This is a genomic window from Actinophytocola sp. (genome assembly GCF_035942955.1).
GTDB lineage: Bacteria > Actinomycetota > Actinomycetes > Mycobacteriales > Pseudonocardiaceae > DASYTH01.
The window spans coordinates 1-22,130 of record NZ_DASZCQ010000274.1 but is presented as its reverse complement, the minus strand read 5'-3'; the positions used below and the strand labels follow the sequence as shown (position 1 = coordinate 22,130).

The window sequence follows — 22,130 nt, the reverse complement described above, 5'->3', positions numbered from 1 at the left end:
AACTGGTGAACCTTGCCCCGCCGTGATTGGTGGATTACCGACGTATTCATGGACATTCGGTTACGCGTGGGCAGGCGGTCGGCGGCGGGCGTTCTGGCGGTAGGGCTCGGCATGATGGGCGCGGCCGCGGTGCCCACCGCGCAGGCAACACCGCTCGAGCCGGCGTCGAGCTACGTCGTGGTCCTGCGCGACGCCGGAGGAGTGTCGCTCGCCGGCCGGGCCGAGCACGTCTACGACGCCGCGCTGCACGGGTTCTCCGCGCGGTTGAGCCAAAGCGAGGTGCGCCGGCTGACCGCCGACCCGTCGGTGGCCTACGTCGTGCCGGACACGCCGGTGCGGGCGCTCGGCGAGCAGCCGAACCCGCCGTCGTGGGGCCTCGACCGGATCGACCAGCGCGCCCTGCCGCTGGATCGGCTCTACCGCTTCGCCAACGGCGGGGAGAACGTCACCGCCTACGTGATCGACACCGGGGTCCGGGCCACCCACCGGGACTTCGGCGGCCGGGTCTCCGGCGGCGTCGACTTCGTCGACGACGACAACGATCCCAACGACGGCAACGGGCACGGCACGTTCATCGCCGGGATCATCGGCGGCGCCGGCTTCGGCGTGGCCAAGGGAATCCGGATCGTGCCGGTCCGGGTGCTCAACGACTCCGGCAGCGGCAGCATCGCCGACGTGATCGCCGGCATCAACTGGGTCACCGCCAACGCGCGCAAGCCCGCCGTGGTGAACATGAGCCTCGGCGGCGCGGCGAACCAGGCCCTCGACGACGCGGTGCGGGCCGCGATCGCGTCCGGCGTGACCTTTGTGGTCCCCGCGGGCTCGTCGGCCAGCGACGCCGGCAACTTCTCGCCCGCGCGGGTCCGGGAGGCGATCACCACCGCGGCCACGCGGATCGACGACTGCGTCCACCCGGCGTCCAACTTCGGCCCGCTGATCGACCTCTACGCGCCCGGCGTCCAGGTCACCAGCACCTGGGCGACCTCGGACACCGCGACGATCACCATCAGCGGCACGTCGTTCTCCTCGCCGCACGTGGTCGGCGGCGCCGCGCTGCTGCTCGCGCAGCGCCCGACCCTCACGCCCGCTCAGGTGGCCAGCGCGCTGATCACGAGGTCCACCAAGGGCGTCGTGTGCAATGTCCCGCCCAACACGGCCAACCGGCTGCTCTACACCGGACCCTAGGAACCCGGCACCCTCCACATCGGCCAGAAGGGTGGCCCGTCCTCCGGCAGGTGGAACGGGTCACCCGTTAGCTCGTAGCCGTGCCGCAGGTAGAGATCCCGCGACCGCGTGGTGCTGGCCTCAAGGTAGGCGGGGATCCCCGCCTCGTCGAGCCGCCGGTGATGACGGCTCAACAGCAGGGATCCCAGGCCCCGGCGCTGCCGATCCGGCCGCACCGCGAGGAAGGCCAGGTGGTGGTGCGGCTCGTGCGGGTGGTGGGCGGCGAACGCGTCGTCCAGCGCCCGGAACCGCGGCAGGTGCGGGCCGGCCGCGGCGGCCAGGCGCTCGTCGTAGTCGGGCGGCGGTGGCGGCTCAGCGCCGTCGTTGTGGAACCACACGGCCGCCGCCGCGCCATCGCTGGTGACCTCGACGTGGCCGTGGCGCAACGCATGCTCGACCAGGATCACGAACTGGGCGTCCAGCCGGCGTTCCCGCTCCACCGGGTCGGCCACCAGCCACCTGGTCGGCGGCAGGTCCACGAACGCGTGCGCGATCAGCGCGCTCACCCGCGCCGCCCGGCCGGGTTCCGCGCGGACGATCCGCGGTGTGCTCGTCATCGACCGCCCATCGTCGCCTCGTGCGCGCCGCTCGCGGCGGTCACCGTGACGCTGCGCGCGCCGAGCCCGATGGTCGCGTAGATCTCCGGCCGGCGGGCCCGCAGCACGAGCCCCCACACGACCCCGGCCAGGATCGTGACCGCATAGAAGATCGGCACGCCCCAGCGCAGCGGGGAGTCCTCGGCAACGGCCAGCAGCGTGGCGAAGTTGTCGATGACCAGAACCAGCACGGCCACCAGGGCGATGCTGGCCATGGCCGGCGCGACGGCGCGGCGCCAGGCCGGCTCGTCGTACGGGTTGCGGCCGAAGAACACCAGCACCGCGACCGAGGTGAGGGTGATCAGCGCCAGGATGCCCATCCCGCCGATGGCCCCGCCCCAGAAGAACAGCTGCAGCACCGGATCCCAGCCGCCGCTGGCGTAGGCCACGATCACGACCAGCCCGACGACACTCTGGATGATCGAGCCGACCACCGGCGACCCGGTCCGGTTGGAGGTCCGGCCAAGCGCCGACGGCAGCACGCGTTCCCGGCCGAGCGCGAACATGTAGCGCGCGGTCGTGTTGTGGAACGAGATCATGGCCGCCAGCACGCTGGTGACCAGCAACGCGTGCCCGAGGTCGACGGCCCAGGCGCCGAGGTGGGCGCCGGCCAGGTTGAACACCGTCTCCGGCCCCTCGGCCTGCGACCTGCCGACGACGTTCTCCGGTCCGGTGGCCACGCTCATCGCCCAGGACGCGAACGCGTAGAGCCCGGCGATCAGCGCGACCGACAGGTAGGTCGCGGTGCACACGGTCCGCTTCGGATCGCGGGCCTCCTCGCTGAACACCACCGAGCACTCGAACCCGATGAAGCCGAGCACCCCGATGGCCAGCAGCGCGCCCAGCCCGTCGCCGAACAGGTTGCCCGGCGCCAAGGTGTCGAAGGTGACCGTGCCGCCGGCCGGGTTGCCCAGGTCGGCCAGGCTGAACAGGACGATGACCGCGACCTCGGTGACCAGCAGGACGGCGAGCACCTTGCCGTTGAGGTCCACCTGCTGCACCCCGAGCGCCCCGACGATCGCCCAGGCGACCAGGGCGATGACCCACCACTTCACGTCGACGCCGAACCAGTCCGACAGCAGCGGCGCGGCGGCCGAGCCGATCAGGCCGTACAGGCCGACCTGCAGGGAGCTGTAGGCCACCACCGCCACCCAGGAGCAGCCGACGCCCAGCGGGCGGCTCAGGCCCTGGCTGATGTAGGCGTAGAAGGCGCCGGCGTTGACCACGTGCCGGGCCATGGCCACGTATCCCACCGAGAACAGCCCGAGCAGCACGCCGATCACCAGGAAGGCCAGCGGGATCCCGATCAGGCCGGTGGCCGCGAAACCGGTCGTCACGACGCCGGCCACCACGGTCAGCGGGGTCGCGGCGCTCATCACGAAGAACAACACGGAGGGAACGCCGAGCCGGTCCTCGGCCAGCGCCATCGACAGATTGCTCTGTGCTTGTCTCGGATAGGACATGTGAACTCCAGTGTTGTAGGTGTCGGAGCTACATCCGGTTGTGCAGGACGGCCTCGCCGATCGCGGCCTCGGTCTCGGCGACCAGCATCCGCAGCGGCGCCGGCAGCCGGGAGACCAGGAACTCCAGGTACCCGCCGATGTCCTGGATGGCTTCGGCCCGCAGGTACCGGTCGAGGCCGGTGGCCTTGATCAGGCCGGCGAGCACGACGTCGGGCAGCACGAGCCGCTCCTGGCGGCCCAGCTTCTGCGCGACCCGGACGATCGGCCAGGCGGCGGAGTTCAGGTCGACCGGGCGGTAGGCGGGCGTCCGCCGGAACCTCCTGCCCTGCGCCGTCCGCACCAGGCCCGCGCGCATCATGCGCTGCGCCACCAGCTCGTAGGAGTTGCGGCCGAGATAGCGCAGCCAGTCCCGGACCGGCCTCGGCTCGGTCTCCGCCAGCACGTCCTCGAGCACGACGTTCACCAGCGCGTCGCGCACCGGGCGGTGGTCGACGACGACCGCGTAGCCGCGCTCGAGGGTGATCCTGCGGAACAGCACCAGCTCGCCGAGCAGCGCGCCGGCCAGGCCGAGACCGGCGGCCCGGTCGGTCAGCCGGATCTTGCCATTGACGTCGTCGTGAGCGGCGAAGAAGAAGTCGTCGGCGAGGAGCAGTTCGAGTGGCGCCCCAGCGGGATGCGTCCGGTTGCCGTCGTTCACCACGCCCTCGGACGGTCTCGGCCCGATCGAATTGAGGGCGCCACCCTAACGCTTTGATCTTGGTGCGGGACTCGGCCAATCGGGTGAGGATGATCGTGAGACGGCGCCGTGAACTCCACGGAGTGGAGTCGCGCCCGTCACGTGGAACCGATCTCCCGGACACCGAGACAATCGAGGTAACGTCGAGCGACCGAGTGGGTCCGACCGCAGGAGGTAGCCGGCATGTTCCGCAAGGTGCTCGTGGCCAACCGCGGCGAGATCGCCATCCGGGCGTTTCGCGCCGGTTACGAGCTGGGCGCCGGCACGGTCGCGGTGTTCCCGTACGAGGACCGCACGTCCGCGCACCGGATGAAGGCCGACGAGGCCTATCTGATCGGCGAGCCCGGCCATCCGGTCCGCGCCTACCTGTCGGTCGAGGAGATCATGGGGGCGGCGCGCCGGGCCGGCGCGGACGCCATCTACCCCGGCTACGGCTTCCTGTCGGAGAACCCGTCCCTGGCCAAGGCCTGCGAGGACGCCGGCATCACCTTCGTCGGTCCCAGCACCGACGTGCTCGAGCTGACCGGCAACAAGGCCAGGGCGGTGGCGGCGGCCCGCGAGGCCGGGCTGCCGGTGCTGCGCTCCTCGGCGCCGTCGGCCGACCTGGACACCCTGCTCGTCGCGGCGGGGGAGATCGGCTTCCCGCTGTTCGTCAAGGCCGTGGCCGGCGGCGGCGGCCGCGGCATGCGCCGGGTGGCCGACCGCGCCGCGCTGCGCGAGTCGATCGAGGCGGCACGGCGCGAGGCCGAGTCCGCCTTCGGCGACCCGACCGTGTTCCTCGAGCAGGCCGTCGTGGCGCCGCGGCACATCGAGGTGCAGATCCTGGCCGACGGCACCGGCGACGTGCTCCACCTGTTCGAGCGGGACTGCTCGGTGCAGCGCCGGCACCAGAAGGTGATCGAGATCGCGCCCGCGCCGAACCTGGACCCCGAGCTGCGCGAGCGGATCTGCGCCGACGCGGTGGCCTTCGCCAGGCACATCGGCTACCGCAACGCCGGGACCGTGGAGTTCCTGCTCGACCGGGACGGCAACCACGTCTTCATCGAGATGAACCCGCGCATCCAGGTCGAGCACACGGTCACCGAGGAGGTCACCGACGTCGACCTCGTGCAGTCCCAGCTGCGCATCGCCAGCGGGGAGACCCTGGCCGACCTCGGCCTGCGCCAGTCGGAGATCCGGCTGCGCGGCGCCGCGCTGCAGTGCCGGATCACCACAGAGGACCCGGCCAACGGGTTCCGCCCGGACACCGGGATCATCAGCGCCTACCGCTCGCCGGGCGGCGCCGGGATCCGGCTGGACGGCGGCGAGGCCAGCGCCGGCACCGCGATCAGCGCCCACTTCGACTCGATGCTGGTGAAGGTGACCTGCCGCGGCCGGGACTTCCGGCTGGCCGTCCTGCGTGCCAGGCGCGCCGTCGCCGAGTTCCGCATCCGCGGTGTGGCCACCAACATCCCGTTCCTGCAGGCGGTGCTGGACGACCCCGACTTCCAGTCCGGCAACGTCAACACGTCGTTCATCGAGCAGCGCCCGCACCTGCTGACCGCGCGGCCATCGGCCGACCGCGGCACCCGGCTGCTGACGTACCTGGCCGACATGACCGTGAACAAGCCCAACGGCAACCGCCCCAAGGTGATCGACCCGGCCGACAAGCTGCCCGACGTGGACCTGAGCGCGTCGCCGCCGGCCGGCTCCCGGCAGAAGCTCGTCGAGCTCGGCCCGGAGGGCTTCGCCCGCTGGCTGCGTGAGTCCCGGTCGGTCGGCGTCACCGACACGACGTTCCGCGACGCGCACCAGTCGCTGCTGGCCACCCGGGTGCGCACCAAGGATCTGCTGACCGTGGCGCCCTACGTCGCCCGGATGGCGCCGCAGCTGCTGTCGCTGGAGTGCTGGGGCGGCGCCACCTACGACGTCGCCCTGCGCTTCCTGGCCGAGGATCCGTGGGAGCGGCTTGCCGCGCTGCGCGACGTCGTCCCCAACATCTGCCTGCAGATGCTGCTGCGCGGCCGCAACACCGTCGGCTACACCCCGTACCCGACCGAGGTGACCCGCGCGTTCGTCGAGGAGGCGGCCGCGACCGGCATCGACATCTTCCGCATCTTCGACGCTCTCAACGACGTCGAGCAGATGCGCCCGGCCATCGAGGCGGTTCGGGAGACCGGCACCACGATCGCCGAGGTCGCCCTGTGCTACACCGCCGACCTCGCCGACCCGGCCGAGCAGCTGTACACATTGGACTACTACCTCAAGCTCGCCGAGCAGATCGTCGGCGCCGGCGCCCACGTCCTCGCCATCAAGGACATGGCCGGCCTACTCCGCCCGCCGGCCGCGGTGCGCCTGGTCTCCGCCCTGCGCAAGGAGTTCGACCTCCCCGTGCACCTGCACACCCACGACACCGCCGGCGGCCAGCTCGCCACCTACCTGGCCGCCATCCAGTCCGGAGTGGACGCGGTCGACGGCGCCGTCGCGTCGATGTCCGGCACCACCTCCCAGCCGTCGCTGTCGGCGATCGTCGCCGCGACCGACCACAGCGAGCGCGAGACCGGCCTTTCCCTGCAGGCGGTCTGCGACCTCGAGCCGTACTGGGAGATCGTCCGCCGCGTCTACGCCCCGTTCGAGGCCGCGCCGCCGTCGCCGACCGGCCGCGTCTACCACCACGAGATCCCCGGCGGCCAGCTGTCCAACCTGCGCACCCAGGCCGTCGCCCTCGGGTTGGGCGACCGCTTCGAGGAGATCGAGGCCATGTACGCCGCCGCCGACCGGATGCTCGGCCGGCTGGTCAAGGTGACCCCGTCGTCCAAAGTGGTCGGCGACCTCGCCCTGCACCTCGTCGGCGCCGGTGTCGACCCGCGCGAGTTCGAGGCCGACCCGGGCCGGTTCGACATTCCCGACTCGGTCATCGGATTCCTCCACGGCGAGCTCGGCGACCCCGCCGGTGGCTGGCCGGAACCCTTCCGCACCAAGGCATTGGCTGGCCGCCCCGCGCCGCGCGGGATGGCCGAGCTGACCGAGGAGGACCGCGCCGGCCTCGCCAACGACCGCCGCGCCACCCTCAACCGCCTGCTGTTCCCGGGCCCCACCAAGGACTTCCTCGCCCACCGCGCCCAGTTCAGCGATACCAGCATCCTGGCGAGCAAGGACTTCTTCTACGGCCTGGAGCCCCGCAAGGAGTACACCGTCACCCTGGACAAGGGCGTCACCCTCCTCATCGAGCTGGAGGCCATCGGCGAGGCCGACGAGCGCGGCATCCGCACCGTGATGGCCAACCTCAACGGCCAGCTGCGCACCATCCAGGTCCGCGACCGCTCCGTCGCCGCCGACATCCCCGCCGCCGAGAAGGCCGACCGCGCCAACCCCAACCACGTCGCCGCCCCCTTCGCCGGCGTGGTCACCCTCGCCGTCTCCGAAGGTGACGAGGTCAAAGCCGGCGCCACCGTCGCCACCATCGAGGCGATGAAAATGGAGGCCGCCATCACCGCCCCCAAATCCGGCACTGTCGAACGCCTCGCGATCGGCTCCCTCCAGCAGGTTGAAGGCGGCGATCTCATTGTCGTCCTCTCCTGACGGCGTCAGGCCAACCCGACGACCTCTGCCGACCCGATCGCGCCGAGCCCGAACGCCACCCGGCCACCGGTCCAGGCCGACCCCCGCCGCTCCAGCCACAACGGCCTGACCACCGCACCCACCCCGACCAAGACCAGAACCCCGGTCGCGACCCGCACCCACACCGGCAGCCCCTCCGCCCGCGCCGGTGCCGTCGACAAGAACAGCGCCACCACCAACGCCGCGAACCCGCCGACCAGCGCCCCCACCCCTGCCGCCCGCCGCAGCCCACCCACCGGCCCCTCGGCCGCCCGATCCGTCACCCCGGTCACACCCCCTCCGGCGAACCCGCCCACCCGCCCGTTCCCACCACCCCATGCCAACGAGATTCGCATAGCACACCACCCCCGGCCCCGAGCCCAACCTCACAGAACCTGCTCGGCGCCATGATCTGGGAGATGTCCGGCGACAACGGCTCCCTGATGACGGCGCTGGACGCCGGCCTGATCTAGCCGCACCGGATCGGCAACTACGGGACCGGCGGCCAGGCGGGGTCCGTCGTCAGCACGACAAGGCGTTGGGTGGCCCGGGTGAGCGCCACGTACAGCGTCCGCGGCCCGGTGGCCGACTCGGCGATCAGCTCGGCCGGTTCCACGACCACGACCGCGTCGTACTCAAGACCCTTGGCCTCCAAGCCGTCCACCACCCGCAGCCGCCCCGGCTCCGTACCGGCCACAGTGGACCGGACGGCCTCGACCCTGGCCGCCGATGTGATCACACCCACCGTACCGTCCACTTCGGACAGCAGCTCCTTGACCGTCGCCACCACGGAGTCGGGCAGCTCCGCCGGGGCGACCACGCGGACGGCCGGCTCGATTCCGGTGCGCCGCACGGCATGCGGCAGCTGGTCCGGCGTGGCCACCGAGCCGACCACCCTGGCGGCCAGGTCGAAGATCTCCGCGGAGTTGCGGTAGTTGGTGCGCAGCGTGAACTGCCGGCGCACGGTGCGCGGGCCCACCGCGGAGATGCGGGCGCGCTCGGCCTCCGCCGGGTCCGGCCACGAGCTCTGCACCGGATCCCCGACGATCGTCCAGCTCGCGTACCGGCCCCGCCGGCCGATCATCCGCCACTGCATGGGGGACAGGTCCTGCGCCTCGTCCACCACGATGTGCGCGTACTCGTCGTAGTGCGCGGTCCGCCGGTAGCCGGGCGTGTACCGGTCGGGCAGCGCGTGCAGCTCAAGCGACTCCGGCCGGCGCCTGCGCCGCCGCGGCGGCCGGCCGAGCTGGCCGCGCAGCTCGTCGAGCAGGGCCACGTCGGCCACCGACGGCCCGGCGGACGGATCGGCCCAGGACGCCGCGAGCGCGGAGATCTCGGTGGGGGACAACGTCTTTCCGGCCGCGCGGGCCAGCCGTTCCCGGTCGCCCAGCCAGCCGAGCACCTCCGCCGGCTCCAGGATCCGCCACCAGACGACCACGAACCGGTGGAAGTCGATCCGCTCGCCGAGCTCGGTGATCAGCTCCTCGCGCCGCGCCGCCGCCGCGGCGGGGTCCCCGGTGTCCGTCCGGTACGACTCCGCCTTGCGCCACAACGCTTCCAGCAGCGCCTCCGCGGCGTCCACACGCGACTCGTTGGGCGGCCGGCCGGCCGCGTGCACCGCCCTGCGCACCCTGGCCAGCTCGCGGGCGCCCAGCTTGAGCACCTCGCCGCGGTAGGTGATGCGCAGCTCGCTCGGCGCCCCCGGCGGGGTGTCCCGCACCGCCTGCCGCAGCACCCGCCGCATCCGCAGCGAGCCCTTGATCGTGGCCACCTCGGCCGGGTCGACGTGCGTGGCCACGGTCCCGTCCAGCAGCTCGCCGATCGCGCGCAGCTCGACGTTGTCCTCGCCCATCGACGGCAGCACCCGCGAGATGTACGAGGTGAACGCCGTCGACGGGCCGACCACCAGCACGCCTGAGCCGCCCATCCGCCGCCGGTCCCGGTACAGCAGGTAGGCCACCCGGTGGAGGGCCACCGCGGTCTTTCCGGTGCCCGGCCCGCCGGTGATCTCGGTCACGCCGCGCCACGGCGCCCTGATCACCTCGTCCTGCTCCTTCTGGATGGTCGAGACGATGTCGCGCATGGTCTCGCCGCGCGCCCTCGCCAGGCTGGCCATCAGCGCACCGTCGCCGACCACGGCCATGCTCTCCGGCCGCAGCTCGGGCATCAGCAGGTCGTCGTCGATGTCTACAACGGACTGCCCGGAGGAGCGGATCACCCGGCGCCGCACCACGTCCATCGGTTGCTCGGCGGTCGCCTGGTAGAACGGCGCGGCCGCGGGGGCGCGCCAGTCGGTCACCAGGTTGTCGAAGTCGGGGTCGCGCACGCCGAGCCGGCCGACGTACATGGTCTCGCCGGACGTGCTGTCCAGCCGCCCGAACACCAGCCCCTCGTGCTCGGCGTCAAGGCTGCGCAGGATCTGGTTGGCCTGGTAGACCATCACGTCCCGCTCGAAGAGCATGGCGGCCTGCTCGTAGACCGCCTCGTTGCGCGCGCCGTGGGCGAGCTGGTCGCCGCGGTCCCGCATGGCCTCCGCCTCGGCGCGCATCTCCGCCACGCGCGCGTAGACCCGGTCGACGTGCACCTGCTCGACCGCGATCTCGTTGTCTCTGACAGAGCCTTGCGACACCCACGCTCCCCACCGCTGCTTGCGAACAAGAGGAAACACTCTACGCGACCCGGATGTTCCGCGGGCGGTGCGCAACGATGTTCGGGTGACCAGGATCGTGGCCGGGACCGCCGGCGGCAGGCGGCTGGCCGTGCCGCCGCGGGGCACCCGGCCCACCTCGGAGCGGGTGCGTGAGGCGCTGTTCAGCGCGGTGGAGGCGGCCATCGACCTGGACGGCGTCCGGGTGCTGGACCTCTACGCCGGCTCGGGCGCGCTCGGGCTCGAGGCGCTGTCCCGGGGCGCGGCCGCGGCGACGTTCGTCGAGTCCGACCGGGCGGCGCTTGCGGTGCTGGACAAGAACGTGGCCGCGGTGGGCCTGCCGGGCGCCGAGGTGCGCGGGGGCAAGGTCCGCACGGTGCTCGCCACCGCCGCGCCCGAGCCGTACGACCTGGTCATGGCCGACCCGCCGTACGCGAGCGACGAGCTGGACGCGGTGCTCGCCGCGCTGGTCGGCAACGGCTGGACCCGGCCGGGCACGCTGGTCGTGGTGGAGCGGGCCAGGCGCACCGGCGATCCGGGCTGGCCACCGCCGCTGCGGCCGATGCGGGTCCGCCGGTACGGGGACACCGAGCTGCACTGGGCCCGGCACGCCGGACCGGACGGGTGATCGACACCACGACGGACAGGTTGCCGTTACGCACGGCTGATAGCGTCCGGCTCCATGAGGCGCGCGGTGTGTCCCGGCTCGTACGACCCGCCCACCAACGGCCACGTGGACATCCTGGAGAGAGCCGCCGGCCTGTTCGACGAGGTGATCGTCGCGGTCCTGATCAACAAGAGCAAGCAGGGCCTGTTCAGCGTCGAGGAGCGGATGGAGATGCTCCACGACGTCAGTGCGCACCTGGCCAACGTGCGGGTGGACTCCTGGCACGGCCTGCTCGTGCACTACTGCCAGCAGAACGACGTGCAGGCGATCGTCAAGGGCCTGCGGGCGATCAGCGACTTCGACTACGAGCTGCAGATGGCGCAGATGAACAAGCAGCTCACCGGCGTCGAGACGCTGTTCATGCCGACCAAGCCGGAGAACAGCTTCCTGTCCAGCTCGCTGGTCAAGGAGGTCGCCACCTACGGCGGGGACGTCGCCCACCTGCTGCCCGAGGCCGTCCACAAGCGCCTCGTCCGGCGCCTCGGCCACGCCGACTAGAGGGCCAGCTTCATTCCCACGTGGGGCGCCTTGAACCCGAGCCGCTCGTAGAACCGGTGCGCGTCGACCCGGCTGGCATCGTGTGCAGCGCGCTTTCTCTCCCGGCTCGATCAGGCGACGCCCAGCGTCTTTCAACAGGAAAGCGAGTCGGCCGCCGGTGTCTGGACTGAGGAGCAGCGCAGGGAGTGAGCGCCAGCGAGCGACCGAGCAGCGGACGAGGGAAGACACCGGATCAAGGCCGCGAGCCGCCCGAGCGAGGAACGAGCGAGGGCAATCAAACACAGCGCGGGTCGCCCGGCCGCTCACGCCGCGACCCCAGCGGGTCGTCGGCCAGCATCGCCACGATGTCGGCGACGTCCTCGGCAAGGGCCCGGCGGATGATCACGTCGTCGCTCATGGCTCAAGGCTGACACGCCAGGGGCTCGCCTCCCCGACCCGGGCGGTTTCGGCAGGCAGACTGTGTCCTGGAGCTGTGTCGGGTGGGTGGAGGACGACTGTGTACCGGGTGTTCGAGGCGCTTGACGAGCTGGTCACGATCCTGGAGGAGGCCAGGGGGCTGCCGATGACCTCCAGCTGCGTCGTGCCCCGCGGCGACGTGCTCGAGCTGCTCGACGAGATCCGCGACGCGCTGCCCGGTGAGCTCGACGACGCCCAGGATGTGCTCGACCGCCGCGACGAGATCATCGGCAACGCCGAGCACCAGGCCGAGCAGACCATCAGCAAGGCCAACCTCGAGGCCGAGCAGACCCTCAACGACGCCGACGCCGAGGCCGATCGCCGGCTCGCCGAGGCCACCGCGCACGCCGACCGCATGGTCGCCGAGGCCCGCGACGACGCCGAGCACCGGGTGGCCGCCGGCCGCGCCGAGTACGACAAGCTGGTCGGGCGCGCCACGGCCGAGGCCGAGCGGATGATCCAGGCCGGCCGGGAGGCCTACGAGCAGGCGGTCGAGGACGGTCGCATCGAGCAGGCCCGGCTGGTCTCGCAGGCCGAGGTGGTGCAGGCCGCGCACGCGGAGTCGGCTCGCATCCTGGACGCGGCCGCCGACGAGTCGTCCCGCAAGCGCGCCGAGTGCGACGAGTACGTCGACGCCAAGCTCGGCGAGTTCGAGGATCTGCTCGCGCACACCCTGCGCACGGTCAGCAAGGGCCGCACTCAGCTGCGCGCCACCGCGCACGGCGTCGGGGCCGGCGCCGCGCCCTTCGACTACCGGGCCTGACGCGATTTTCCCGGATGGCGGGTATCCCGTACAGTTGAAGGGCTGACCGCGCGAGGGAGCTACCGCGCGTGACGAAACCACCGAAGGCAAAGACTTAGTTCGCCATGTCCGAGCAGCGCAGTAGTGCGGCCCGACCGGCGGTGCAGAGCCCCTGGGTGATCGACACCCGGGATCTCGGCCGCCGGCCGGGCACCAGCCGTTCCGTCCGCAGGAAGGCGCCCACCGCCCACGCCCTCGGCGTCGAGGGCGTGATCACGGTCCCGTCGGGCGCCGAGGTCGAGCTCGACCTGTTGCTGGAGTCGGTGGTCGAGGGGGTGCTGGTGTCCGGCACGGCGTCCGCGCCGATGGTCGGCGAGTGCGCCCGCTGCCTCGACCCGATCTCCAGCCGGGTCGAGGTCGAGATCACCGAGCTGTTCGCCTACCCGGACAGCACCACCGACGCCACCACCGACGACGACGAGGTCAGCCGGCTCGTCGCCGATCTCGTCGATCTCGAGCCGGTGGTGCGCGACGCGGTGGTTCTCGCGCTGCCGAACGCGCCGCTGTGCACCCCCGACTGTGCCGGACTGTGCCCGGACTGCGGCGGCAAGTGGGCCGACCTCGGTCCCGATCACCGGCATGAGACCATTGATCCTCGATGGGCCGCGCTGACGGAGCGGTTCGGCGAGGATCGCGACCGATAGACCAGTAGCTGTGCCGAGCGATCCGGTACCTGCGTTGGAGGAGATGTAGTCGTGGCCGTCCCGAAGCGGAGAATGTCGCGCTCGAACACGCGCTCGCGCCGCGCGCAGTGGAAGGCCAGCGCGCCGACCCTGGTCGAGTGCTCGAACCGGGCGTGCCGGAAGCCGAAGCTGCCGCACGTCGCCTGTCCGAGCTGCGGCCAGTACGACGGTCGCCAGGTCACCGCGCCCGCCTGATCCCCACGGCGAAAGTAGTTCTCCGCATGGGGGTTCGGGCGAATCGCGATCCGTCTGTCGATCATGGTTCGCTGTTGCAAGCGCTCGACGTCGACTTGGACGCCGAGCTCCTCACTCTTGCGCTGACACACCGGTCCTACGCCTACGAGAACGGCGGCCTGCCCCCCAACGAGCGGCTGGAGTTCCTCGGCGACGCCGTGCTCGGGCTGGTCGTCACCGATCATCTGTACCGCACCCATCCCGAGCTGCCCGAGGGGCAGCTGGCCAAGCTGCGGGCCAGTGTGGTCAACATGCACGCGCTGGCCGGTGTGGCGCGGGGCCTCGGCGAGGGTGGCCTCGGGGCGCACCTGTTGCTCGGCAAGGGCGAGGAGCTGACCGGCGGCCGGGACAAGGCGAGCATTCTTGCCGACGGCATGGAGGCCGTGATCGGCGCCGTCTACCTGCAGCACGGTATCGGACCGGCGCGGGAGCTGGTGCACCGGCTGTTCGACGACCTGCTGGCCGAGGCGCCGCGGCGGGGCGCAGGCCTGGACTGGAAGACCAGCCTGCAGGAGCTCACCGCGTCGAACGGGCTCGGCGTCCCCGAGTACCGGGTGGCCGAGGCCGGGCCGGATCACCGCAAGGAGTTCACCGCGACGGTCGTGGTCGGCGGCGAGGAGCTGGGCACCGGTGACGGCCGGACCAAGAAGGAGGCCGAGCAGAAGGCCGCCGAGGGGGCCTGGCGCACGCTGTCCGAGCAGGTGAAGTCCGAGAGCTGAGCTGTCGGTGGGGTCGGGCAGAATGCGGCCGTGCCTGAGCTTCCCGAGGTCGAGACCGTTCGCCGCGGGCTCGACGAGCATGTCGTCGGCCGGACCGTCGCCCACGTCGAGGTGTTCCACCCGCGCTCGATCCGCCGCCACCTGCCAGGAGCCGTCGACTTCGCCACCCGCCTGATGGGCCGCAGGATCGAGGGATTTGCCCGGCGCGGCAAGTACCTGTGGGCCGAGCTCGATTCGGCCGACGCCATGCTGGCCCACCTCGGGATGAGCGGGCAGCTGCTGGTGCAGCCGGTCGGGGCGCCGGACCAGGTCCACCTGCGGGTGCGGCTGCGCTTCGCCGACGAGGGGCCCGAGCTGCGGTTCGTCGACCAGCGCACGTTCGGCGGCCTGTCCGTGGAGGAGCTCACCGAGGTCGACGGCGCCACCGTGCCGGTGCCGGTCGCGCACATCGGCCGCGACCCGATGGACCCGGCGTTCGACCCCGAGGCGGTGGTGAAAGCCATGCGCCGCAAGCGGACCGAGGTCAAGCGCGCGCTGCTGGACCAGAACCTGGTGTCCGGGATCGGCAACATCTACGCCGACGAGGCGCTGTGGCGGGCCAGGCTGCACTGGGCCCGGCCGACCGATCGGCTCAGCGCGCCCAAGGCCCGCGAGCTGCTGGCCGCGGCGACCGAGGTGATGGGCGAGGCGCTGCACGCCGGCGGCACCTCGTTCGACGCGTTGTACGTCAACACCAACGGCGAGTCCGGCTACTTCGACCGCTCGCTCGCGGTGTACGGCCAGGAGGGCCTGCCCTGTCCCCGCTGCGGTCGCCCGATCCGGCGCGAGCCGTTCATGAACCGGTCGTCGTTCTCCTGCCCCCGCTGCCAACCCCGCCCGCGCACGACCTGAGTACCGGACATTGCGCACTACTGCGCAATGCGTCATAGTTGGCCGGTGGAGATCAGCCAACTGCTCAAGGGCGTGCTCGACCTCGCCGTGCTCGCCGTGCTCCGGGACGCCGACGGCTACGGGTACGACGTGCTGCGCCGGCTGCGGCAGGCCGGGCTCGAGGAGGTGGGGGACGCCTCGGTCTACGGCACCCTGCGCCGGCTGTACAACGCAGGCGCGCTCACCTCCTACGTGGTGCCCAGCGAGGAAGGCCCGCACCGCAAGTACTACGGCCTCAACGACAACGGTCGGGAGCGGCTCGCCGAGTCGGCCAAGACCTGGCGCTCGTTCGCCGACACGATGGACTCACTCTTGGGGGCGGCGGCATGAACACCAGGACCGATCCCGCGGTTGCGGAGTACCTGGCAAGGACAAGGGCGGCGCTCGCCGATCTGCCGGCGGCGGAGCTCGAGGAGATCGTCGAGGACATCGGCCCGCACCTCAGCGAGATCGCCGCCGAGGTGGATGGGGACGTCACGGTGGACGCGCTGAGCGAACGGCTCGGCACGCCCGAGCAGTACGCCGCCGAGCTGCGCGCCGCCGCCGGCTACCCGTCCGCCGAGTCCGCGCCGCCCCGGCGCAGCACGGCATTGCCGAGGTTCGTCCTCTGGGCGCTGGTGCTCAGCGTGCTCGTCGCGTTCGGGCTCGGGCTGGCCGGGATCGTGCGCGCCATCGACGCGATCTCGATCGGCCTGCTGTTCTCCCTGCCACTGTTCGCCGCCTGGATCCTGATCTTCAATGGCCGGGTGGCGCCGTCCGCGGTCGCCGACCTGCCCGAGGCGCTGGCCGGGCGCCGCGTGGTGGAATCCTTGCCGGACAACGTGATCGGCTACCTCCGATCGCTGCGGCCGGCCTGGTGGCTGATCCGCATCGTGGTGCTGGCTCTGGCGTTGCTGGCCATCTTCGGGCACGCCGGGGCCGCCAACCTGCTCTGGCCGATCATCGCGCTGGTGGTGCTGATCTGGTTCGGCCCGAAGGCCAGGACCGACCGGCGCTGGACCTGGGTCGTCGCTCCCGCCAACGCCTTCGCCGTGGGTATTGCCCTTGCCCTGCTCGGCCTGGGTTGGGCCAACGCCGTAGGCAGCCCGTACCGGCCGCAGTCCGGGGTGATCATCGAGGGACGGCAGTTCGACAACGTCTACGTGTTCGGCCCCGACGGCAAGCCGCTGACCGAGGTGTACCTGTACGACGAGAACGGGATCCCGATCACGGTGCCCGTCCCCGGCTGCAACGGGTGGCGCGAGCCGACCAACAAGATGCCCGTGCCACGGGTCGAGTTCGACATGCAGGGGATGTGCCGGGAGGTCACCGGGGTGCCGTTCACGGTCGCCATCCCCACCGCGAGCACCGCCCCCACGACGACCACCGTTCCCACCCCGACCACGCCGCCGCCGACCACCACGCCGGGGAAGTAGCCGCGGGCCGAGACCCGGGTCACTGTGCCGCGCGCGGGTGGAGCACGATCCCGATCATTGTGATCAGCGGAAACGCCGGGCTACCCACCGTGACCTGCTTAGACCGGACACACCAATTAGGGAGGCCCCTATTGGTCGACACCCATGTGAGTGAGTACTATGCGTCGGCGACAGAGCCTGTGACGTTGCGTGCCCGCTCGAAAGCTTATCTGGAGGTGTCACTGGTGGCATACGTGGAGATCAGGCCGGTACACGTGGCCGACCTGTTATCGCGCGAAGGTCACCCGTTCGCCGCCCGCGTGATCGCCGCCAGAGCCGACCGCAGCGCCGAGAAGGACGCCGAGCCGCGGGAGTTCGACGGCCGGGCGGTCGCACGGCGCACGCTCGGCGTCGCCGCCGGCGCCATGATCGTCATGGGCTCCGTGGTCGGTGGCGTGCTCGGGCTCAACAACGGCGAGTCCACCCACACCCCGCTGGCCGGCGGCGAGCCGGTCGGCGCGCGGCCCAGCCCGAACACCCCCGGCCAGCCGGGGCAGAGCCCCGCCGTCGAGGGCGCGGTGGCCCCGCAGTTCACCAACGCGGCCGCCGACACCACGCCGCGGACCGCTCCCAGCGGCGCCGCCGGTGAGATCGGCGCCCCGGCCTCGGTCAAGCCGCCGAGGGTGGCCGCCCCGCCGGCCGTGCCGGATCAGCGCGTCCCGACCCCGCCCGCGCCCGCGCCCGAGCAGCCCGCCCCGAACCCGCCGTCCTCCGGGCCGGTCCAGACCCTCGCCGAGCCGGTCACGTCGACCGTCGAGCAGAGTGGCACCGTGGGGCAGACCCTCAACGACGTGGTCACGCCGGTCACCGGCACGGTGGACGACACCCTGCAGCCGGCCCTGTCCCTGATCGGCGGCCTGCTCAGCCGCTAACGCAACGAAAAGGCCCTGAAGGCGAGTCCTTCAGGGCCTTTCTCGTGTCCGGCTCGGCCGCCCTACTGCGGGGTCGTCGTGGTGGGGGGCGGCGTCGTCGTGGTGGTCGTTGTCGTTGTCGTCGTGGTGGTCGTGGTGATGACGACCGGCGGCGGCGGTGCCTGGGTGGGCTGCCGGTTCGTGGTCGTCGTGGTGGTGCGGCGGCGCGCCGGGGCACCCGACGTCGTCGGGTCCTCGGTGGTGGGCGTGGTCGACTCCACGACGGGCGCGGTGCTGCCGGTGGTGGTCGTCGTGCTGGAGGTCTCGGTCACCAGGATCGGGCCGTCGTTGTCGACCGGCCGCGGGGTCTCGGCCTGCTTGCCCGATCCGCCGGCCAGGGCTGCGACCGTGGCGAACACCGTCGCGACCACGATTCCGGACACGGCGAGCACCGCGTACGGCGCCCTCCGCAGCACGGAGTCCCCGTCGGCTGGCGGCCCCGTCCGGTCGTCACGCTCCATCACAGCGCGGGAACGTATCACCAGCACGGTGTGTAATCGGTCGGACCCGGTGAGTTCACGCCCCGTATGGGACATGATGGTCGGGTGGCGGAGAGATCACCCGATGGAGATGCCCGACTGACGGCCTGGGTCCACGGCCGCGTCCAGGGCGTCGGCTTCCGGTGGTGGACCCGGCGCAAGGCCCTCGAGCTCGGCCTGTCCGGCTATGCCAGCAACCTGGCCGACGGCCGGGTCGAGGTCGTCGCCGAGGGCCTGCGGGCGGACTGCGCGCGGCTGCTGGAGGCGCTGCGCTCCGGGGCGACGCCGGGCCGGGTCGACACCGTGGTCGAGCGCTGGTCGGAGGCCAGGGGCACGCCGGCCGGGTTCAGCGAGCGGTGACCGCGGCGGCTCACTTCGAGTCAGCGCCCGGTGCACGTTGAACCACCGGCCGGTACGAGGCGTAATACTGCGATGTGGGGACCAGCCCGGATCGGGACGACGAACTGGTGCGCGAGCTGTACAGCCGGTACCGCCGCCCGCTGCACGGCTACGTGCTGCGCGCGGTGGGCGGTGATCATCAGCGGGCCGAGGACGTCGTCCAGGAGACCCTGCTACGGGCGTGGCGCAACGCCGAGACCCTGGATGCCGAGCATGCCGGCCCGTGGTTGTACACGGTCGCCCGGAACTTGATCATCTCGGGGTACCGCCGGCAGAGCGCGCGCGTGGCCGAGGTGCCGATACAGGAAGGTGACTGGCCGCGCGCGACCGACGACTTCGACCGGGTGCTGCAGGGCTGGCAGGTGGCCGAGGCCATGCGCGCCCTGTCGAAGGACCACCGGGCGGTGATCGCCGAGCTGTTCTACCGGCGACGCACCGTCGCCGAGGCGGCCAAGGCGCTCGGAGTGCCGGCCGGCACGGTCAAGTCCAGATCGTTCTACGCCCTGCGCGCACTGCGCGACGCACTCGAGGAGAGGGGGGTAACCGAACCATGACCTGCGCACAGACGTCCACGCTCGGCGTGTACCTGCTCGGCGCGCTCGACCCGGAGGACCGATCGACCTTCGAGTCCCACCTGTCGCGCTGCGACACCTGCCGGTCCGAGCTGGTTCGGTTGGCCCCGCTGCCCGGCCTGCTCAACCAGATCACCCCCGCCGACTTCGAGGTCACCGGCGAGCTGCCGGTCCTCGCGGCCGACGCGCCCCCGGTGGCGCTGCTCGAACCACCAGAGCCGCTGCCCGCTTTCGAGGACCTGCCGCCGGCGCCGGTGCTCGCCCCGGCCCGCCAGCCGAGGAAGCGGTACTGGCTGGTCGCGGCCGCCGCCGCGCTCGTCGTCGTGCTCACCGTGGGCGGGGTCATCGGCTACCAGGCGGTACGCGACGAGCCGTCGCCCACCCAGGTGTCCGAGGGCGTGCTCTGGACGGGCACCAGCCCCGACACCGGCATCCGGGCCGACGTGCGGCTCTTCGAGCGCTCGTGGGGCACCGAGCTGCGGGTGTGGATGCACGACGTGCCGCCGCGGCGGGAGTGCAAGCTCAAGGTGGTGTCCAAGGCCGGCTATCGCGAGCACCAGGGCGCCTACACGGAGGTCGCCGGCTGGTGGGGCACCGACCACGGGCCGGACACCGAGGTCCCGGGGAGCACCTCGATCGAGCTGGCCAACATCGACAACCTGGAGTTTGTCGACAACTACGGCAACAAGCTCGTCGAGGTCCACCGGCCGTAGGCGGTGTCTGACAGCTCGGGCAAGGCCGCCGGTCGCCTCCGGCGAACGGCCTCGGGTCGGGTTGCCGGGGTGGTTGCGGGCCGGTGTGGGTAGTTGCTCGGCGTTGCTGGTCGTCGTGTGGCGGCCGCCCTCGCCAAGGATCGGTCGCCCTCGGCGTACTTGGCGAAACACGCAGTAGGCGTAGCCGAGCCGGCGGCCGGGTAGCCCCGCTCATGGCCCGCCTCCCACGAATGCGCGCGGTGCGCAGGTACCCTCTGCCCGGAGGGAGTCGCCAACCGCCGAGAGGGCCGCGCCTAGTGCATTTGAAGAGCCTGACGCTGAAAGGCTTCAAGTCCTTCGCGTCCGCCACGACGCTGCGATTCGAACCGGGGATCACCTGCGTCGTGGGTCCGAACGGCTCCGGCAAGTCCAACGTGGTGGACGCGCTGAGCTGGGTCATGGGCGAGCAGGGCGCGAAGTCGCTGCGCGGCGGCAAGATGGAGGACGTCATCTTCGCCGGCACCGCGGGCCGGGCCCCGCTCGGCCGCGCCGAGGTGACCCTGACCATCGACAACTCCGACGGTGCGCTGCCCATCGACTACACCGAGGTCTCGATCACCCGCCGGATGTTCCGGGACGGGGCCAGCGAGTACGAGATCAACGGCAACCACTGCCGGCTGATGGACGTGCAGGAGCTGCTGTCGGACTCCGGCATCGGCCGCGAGATGCACGTCATCATGGGGCAGGGCCAGCTCGGCCAGATCCTGGAGTCCAAGCCGGAGGGCCGCCGGGCGTTCATCGAGGAAGCGGCCGGGGTGCTCAAGCACCGCAAGCGCAAGGAGAAGGCGCTCCGCAAGCTCGACTCCATGCAGGCCAACCTGACCAGGCTCACCGACCTCACCGGCGAGCTGCGCCGCCAGCTCAAGCCGCTCGGCCGGCAGGCCGAGATCGCCCGCAAGGCCCAGGCCGTGCAGGCCGAGCTGCGCGACGCGCGGCTGCGGCTCTACGCCGACGACCTGGTCACCCAGCGGGCCGAGATCGCCAAGGAGGAGGCCGACGAGGCCCGGGTGCGGGCCCGGCGCGCCGAGGTCGAGCAGGCCCTGGAGATCGCCCAGGCCGAGCAGACCGCGCTGGAGGACCACCTGGCCGCCGACGCGCCGCTGCTGACCCGCGCGCAGGACACCTGGTACCGGCTGTCGGCGCTGGAGGAGCGGCTGCGCGGCACGGTGCGGCTGGCCATGGAGCGGGCCAGGCACCTGTCCGAAGAGGTCGAGATGCCGGCCGGGCGCGACCCCGATGAGCTGGAGGCCGAGGCCGAGCTTGCCGAGGAGCACGAGGCCGAGCTGCTCGAGGCGGTCGAGGCGGCGCGCGCCGAGCTGGTCGGCGTGACCGACCGGCGCGCCGAGCTGGAGCAGGCCGTGTCCGCCGCCGAGCGCGCGCATCTGGCCGCGGTGCGCGCCATCGCCGACCGGCGCGAGGGCCTTGCCCGGCTGTCCGGCAAGGTCGACGCGCTGCGCAGCAAGAGCAACGCCACCACCGAGGAGATCGAGCGGCTGTCCACCGCGCTGGCCGAGGCCACCGAGCGGGCCGAGCGGGCGCAGCGTGAGCTGGACGACGCGAAGGCGGTCAGCGGCTACGAGGACTCCGACGACGCCGGGCTGGCCGAGCGGCTCGAGCGGGCGATCGCCGCGCACGAGATGGCCAAGGCGCGGGTCGAGGAGCTGGTGGCCGCCGAGCGGGCGGCCGAGAAGGAGATCGCCGCCTGGAAGGCCAGGGTGGACGCGCTGTCCCTCGGCCTGTCCCGCAAGGACGGGGCCGGCGCGCTGCTGGCCGCCGGCGACCGCCTGCCGGGGCTGCTCGGCTCGGTCGCCTCGCTGCTGACCGTGGAGCCGGGGGCCGAGGCGGCGCTGGCCGCGGCCCTTGGCCCGGTCGCCGACGCGGTGGCGGTAGCTGTGCCCGATGGGGCCGTCGCGGCGCTGGAGTTGTTGCGCAGCAGCGATTCCGGCCGGGCCAGCCTGCTGGTCGGCGGCAATCACTCCACTGTGGACCGTACACGGTGGCCGGTCCTGCCGCCCGGTGCGCGGTGGGCCGCCGATCTGGTCCGCGCCCCGGAGGCGCTGCGGCCGGCCGTGCTGCGCGCGTTGGACCGCTTCGCCGTCGTGGACGGCCTGCGGGCCGCCCGCGAGCTGGTCGCCCGGCATCCCGAGATTCATGCCGTCACGCGGGACGGCGACGTGCTCGGGGCACATTGGGCCGTGGGCGGCGCGGAGCGCAAGCAGAGCATGCTCGAGGTGCGGGCCGCGGTCGACGACGCCAGGGAGCGGTTGGCCGCCGCCGAGCGGGCGGCCGAGCGGGCCGGCGCCGCGCTCGACGGCGCACGGGCCGAGCT

23 protein-coding genes are annotated in these 22,130 nt (G+C 72.1%); 16 read left to right on the top strand and 7 right to left on the bottom strand.

Annotated elements, in window-relative coordinates:
* Positions 1-48: 48 nt before the first annotated feature.
* Positions 49-1,185, top strand: a complete 1,137-nt coding sequence (locus VGX25_RS27800; protein ID WP_326920874.1) for a S8 family peptidase — start codon at positions 49-51, stop codon at positions 1,183-1,185.
* Here VGX25_RS27800 and VGX25_RS27795 read toward each other — a convergent pair.
* Genes VGX25_RS27795 through VGX25_RS27785 form a run of 3 tightly spaced genes read right to left on the bottom strand, consistent with a single transcriptional unit; the run spans position 1,182 to position 3,983 of the window.
* Complete coding sequence (locus VGX25_RS27795) at positions 1,182-1,781, bottom strand: GNAT family N-acetyltransferase (RefSeq protein ID WP_326920873.1); 600 nt, start codon at positions 1,779-1,781, stop codon at positions 1,182-1,184. The genes VGX25_RS27800 and VGX25_RS27795 overlap by 4 nt on opposite strands.
* On the bottom strand, positions 1,778-3,283 hold the full coding sequence (locus tag VGX25_RS27790) for an APC family permease (protein WP_326920872.1): 1,506 nt from the start codon (positions 3,281-3,283) through the stop codon (positions 1,778-1,780). The genes VGX25_RS27795 and VGX25_RS27790 overlap by 4 nt, the downstream gene beginning before the upstream one ends.
* A gap of 28 nt (positions 3,284-3,311) precedes the next feature.
* A complete protein-coding gene (locus VGX25_RS27785; protein ID WP_326920871.1) occupies positions 3,312-3,983 on the bottom strand; it encodes a GOLPH3/VPS74 family protein in 672 nt (223 codons plus the stop codon).
* Between the two features lie 219 nt (positions 3,984-4,202).
* Here VGX25_RS27785 and VGX25_RS27780 point away from each other — a divergent pair, with 219 nt between their 5' ends.
* Positions 4,203-7,580, top strand: coding sequence for a pyruvate carboxylase (locus VGX25_RS27780; protein WP_326920870.1), 3,378 nt, complete (start codon positions 4,203-4,205; stop codon positions 7,578-7,580).
* Between the two features lie 5 nt (positions 7,581-7,585).
* Here the strand turns inward: VGX25_RS27780 and VGX25_RS27775 are convergent, their stop codons facing one another.
* Both VGX25_RS27775 and VGX25_RS27770 read right to left on the bottom strand, forming a co-directional pair.
* Positions 7,586-7,891 (bottom strand): hypothetical protein, encoded by a 306-nt coding sequence (locus VGX25_RS27775; protein ID WP_326920869.1) that lies wholly within the window; start codon positions 7,889-7,891, stop codon positions 7,586-7,588.
* A 197-nt stretch (positions 7,892-8,088) separates the two neighbouring features.
* Positions 8,089-10,227, bottom strand: a complete 2,139-nt coding sequence (locus VGX25_RS27770) for a HelD family protein (RefSeq protein WP_326920868.1) — start codon at positions 10,225-10,227, stop codon at positions 8,089-8,091.
* Positions 10,228-10,312: 85 nt separating this feature from the next.
* On the opposite strand from VGX25_RS27770, the gene rsmD reads away from it, so the two are divergent.
* Together rsmD and coaD are read left to right on the top strand one after the other, a co-directional pair.
* Positions 10,313-10,873 (top strand): 16S rRNA (guanine(966)-N(2))-methyltransferase RsmD, encoded by a 561-nt coding sequence (gene rsmD, locus VGX25_RS27765; protein ID WP_326920867.1) that lies wholly within the window; start codon positions 10,313-10,315, stop codon positions 10,871-10,873.
* Positions 10,874-10,927: 54 nt separating this feature from the next.
* On the top strand, positions 10,928-11,410 hold the full coding sequence (gene coaD / locus VGX25_RS27760; RefSeq protein ID WP_326920866.1) for a pantetheine-phosphate adenylyltransferase: 483 nt from the start codon (positions 10,928-10,930) through the stop codon (positions 11,408-11,410).
* Positions 11,411-11,684: 274 nt separating this feature from the next.
* Here coaD and VGX25_RS27755 read toward each other — a convergent pair whose 3' ends face one another.
* Positions 11,685-11,807, bottom strand: a complete 123-nt coding sequence (locus VGX25_RS27755; protein WP_326920865.1) for a hypothetical protein — start codon at positions 11,805-11,807, stop codon at positions 11,685-11,687.
* 99 nt (positions 11,808-11,906) lie between these two features.
* Here VGX25_RS27755 and VGX25_RS27750 point away from each other — a divergent pair, with 99 nt between their 5' ends.
* The 8 genes from VGX25_RS27750 to VGX25_RS27715 all read left to right on the top strand — a co-directional run bounded on the left by VGX25_RS27750 (position 11,907) and on the right by VGX25_RS27715 (position 17,560).
* Complete coding sequence (locus tag VGX25_RS27750) at positions 11,907-12,629, top strand: DivIVA domain-containing protein (RefSeq protein WP_326920864.1); 723 nt, start codon at positions 11,907-11,909, stop codon at positions 12,627-12,629.
* Between the two features lie 104 nt (positions 12,630-12,733).
* A complete protein-coding gene (locus tag VGX25_RS27745) occupies positions 12,734-13,312 on the top strand; it encodes a YceD family protein (RefSeq protein WP_326920863.1) in 579 nt (192 codons plus the stop codon).
* Positions 13,313-13,363: 51 nt separating this feature from the next.
* Complete coding sequence (gene rpmF, locus VGX25_RS27740) at positions 13,364-13,546, top strand: 50S ribosomal protein L32 (RefSeq protein ID WP_326920862.1); 183 nt, start codon at positions 13,364-13,366, stop codon at positions 13,544-13,546.
* Between the two features lie 26 nt (positions 13,547-13,572).
* Positions 13,573-14,304 carry a ribonuclease III gene (gene rnc, locus VGX25_RS27735; protein WP_326920861.1) on the top strand — a complete coding sequence of 244 codons (732 nt, stop codon included), beginning with the start codon at positions 13,573-13,575 and terminating at the stop codon, positions 14,302-14,304.
* Between the two features lie 30 nt (positions 14,305-14,334).
* Positions 14,335-15,195, top strand: coding sequence for a bifunctional DNA-formamidopyrimidine glycosylase/DNA-(apurinic or apyrimidinic site) lyase (gene mutM / locus VGX25_RS27730; protein WP_326920860.1), 861 nt, complete (start codon positions 14,335-14,337; stop codon positions 15,193-15,195).
* Between the two features lie 45 nt (positions 15,196-15,240).
* Positions 15,241-15,564: a PadR family transcriptional regulator gene (locus tag VGX25_RS27725; protein WP_326920859.1), complete on the top strand. Its 324-nt coding sequence runs from the start codon at positions 15,241-15,243 to the stop codon at positions 15,562-15,564.
* Complete coding sequence (locus tag VGX25_RS27720) at positions 15,561-16,649, top strand: DUF1700 domain-containing protein (protein WP_326920858.1); 1,089 nt, start codon at positions 15,561-15,563, stop codon at positions 16,647-16,649. Before VGX25_RS27725 ends, VGX25_RS27720 begins: the two co-directional genes overlap by 4 nt.
* A 224-nt stretch (positions 16,650-16,873) precedes the next feature.
* A complete protein-coding gene (locus VGX25_RS27715) occupies positions 16,874-17,560 on the top strand; it encodes a hypothetical protein (RefSeq protein WP_326920857.1) in 687 nt (228 codons plus the stop codon).
* A 62-nt stretch (positions 17,561-17,622) separates the two neighbouring features.
* Here VGX25_RS27715 and VGX25_RS27710 read toward each other — a convergent pair whose 3' ends face one another.
* Positions 17,623-18,063: a hypothetical protein gene (locus tag VGX25_RS27710; protein ID WP_326920856.1), complete on the bottom strand. Its 441-nt coding sequence runs from the start codon at positions 18,061-18,063 to the stop codon at positions 17,623-17,625.
* A gap of 63 nt (positions 18,064-18,126) precedes the next feature.
* Between VGX25_RS27710 and VGX25_RS27705 the strand changes: the two genes are divergently transcribed.
* From VGX25_RS27705 to smc, 4 genes are all read left to right on the top strand, one after another.
* Positions 18,127-18,438, top strand: a complete 312-nt coding sequence (locus VGX25_RS27705) for an acylphosphatase (RefSeq protein WP_326920855.1) — start codon at positions 18,127-18,129, stop codon at positions 18,436-18,438.
* A gap of 107 nt (positions 18,439-18,545) precedes the next feature.
* Positions 18,546-19,031: a sigma-70 family RNA polymerase sigma factor gene (locus tag VGX25_RS27700; protein ID WP_414635997.1), complete on the top strand. Its 486-nt coding sequence runs from the start codon at positions 18,546-18,548 to the stop codon at positions 19,029-19,031.
* Complete coding sequence (locus VGX25_RS27695) at positions 19,028-19,762, top strand: anti-sigma factor family protein (RefSeq protein ID WP_326920853.1); 735 nt, start codon at positions 19,028-19,030, stop codon at positions 19,760-19,762. The genes VGX25_RS27700 and VGX25_RS27695 overlap by 4 nt, the downstream gene beginning before the upstream one ends.
* 296 nt (positions 19,763-20,058) lie before the next feature.
* Positions 20,059-22,130 (top strand): chromosome segregation protein SMC (gene smc / locus VGX25_RS27690; protein WP_326920852.1); only part of this gene is annotated, 2,072 nt, incomplete at its 3' end.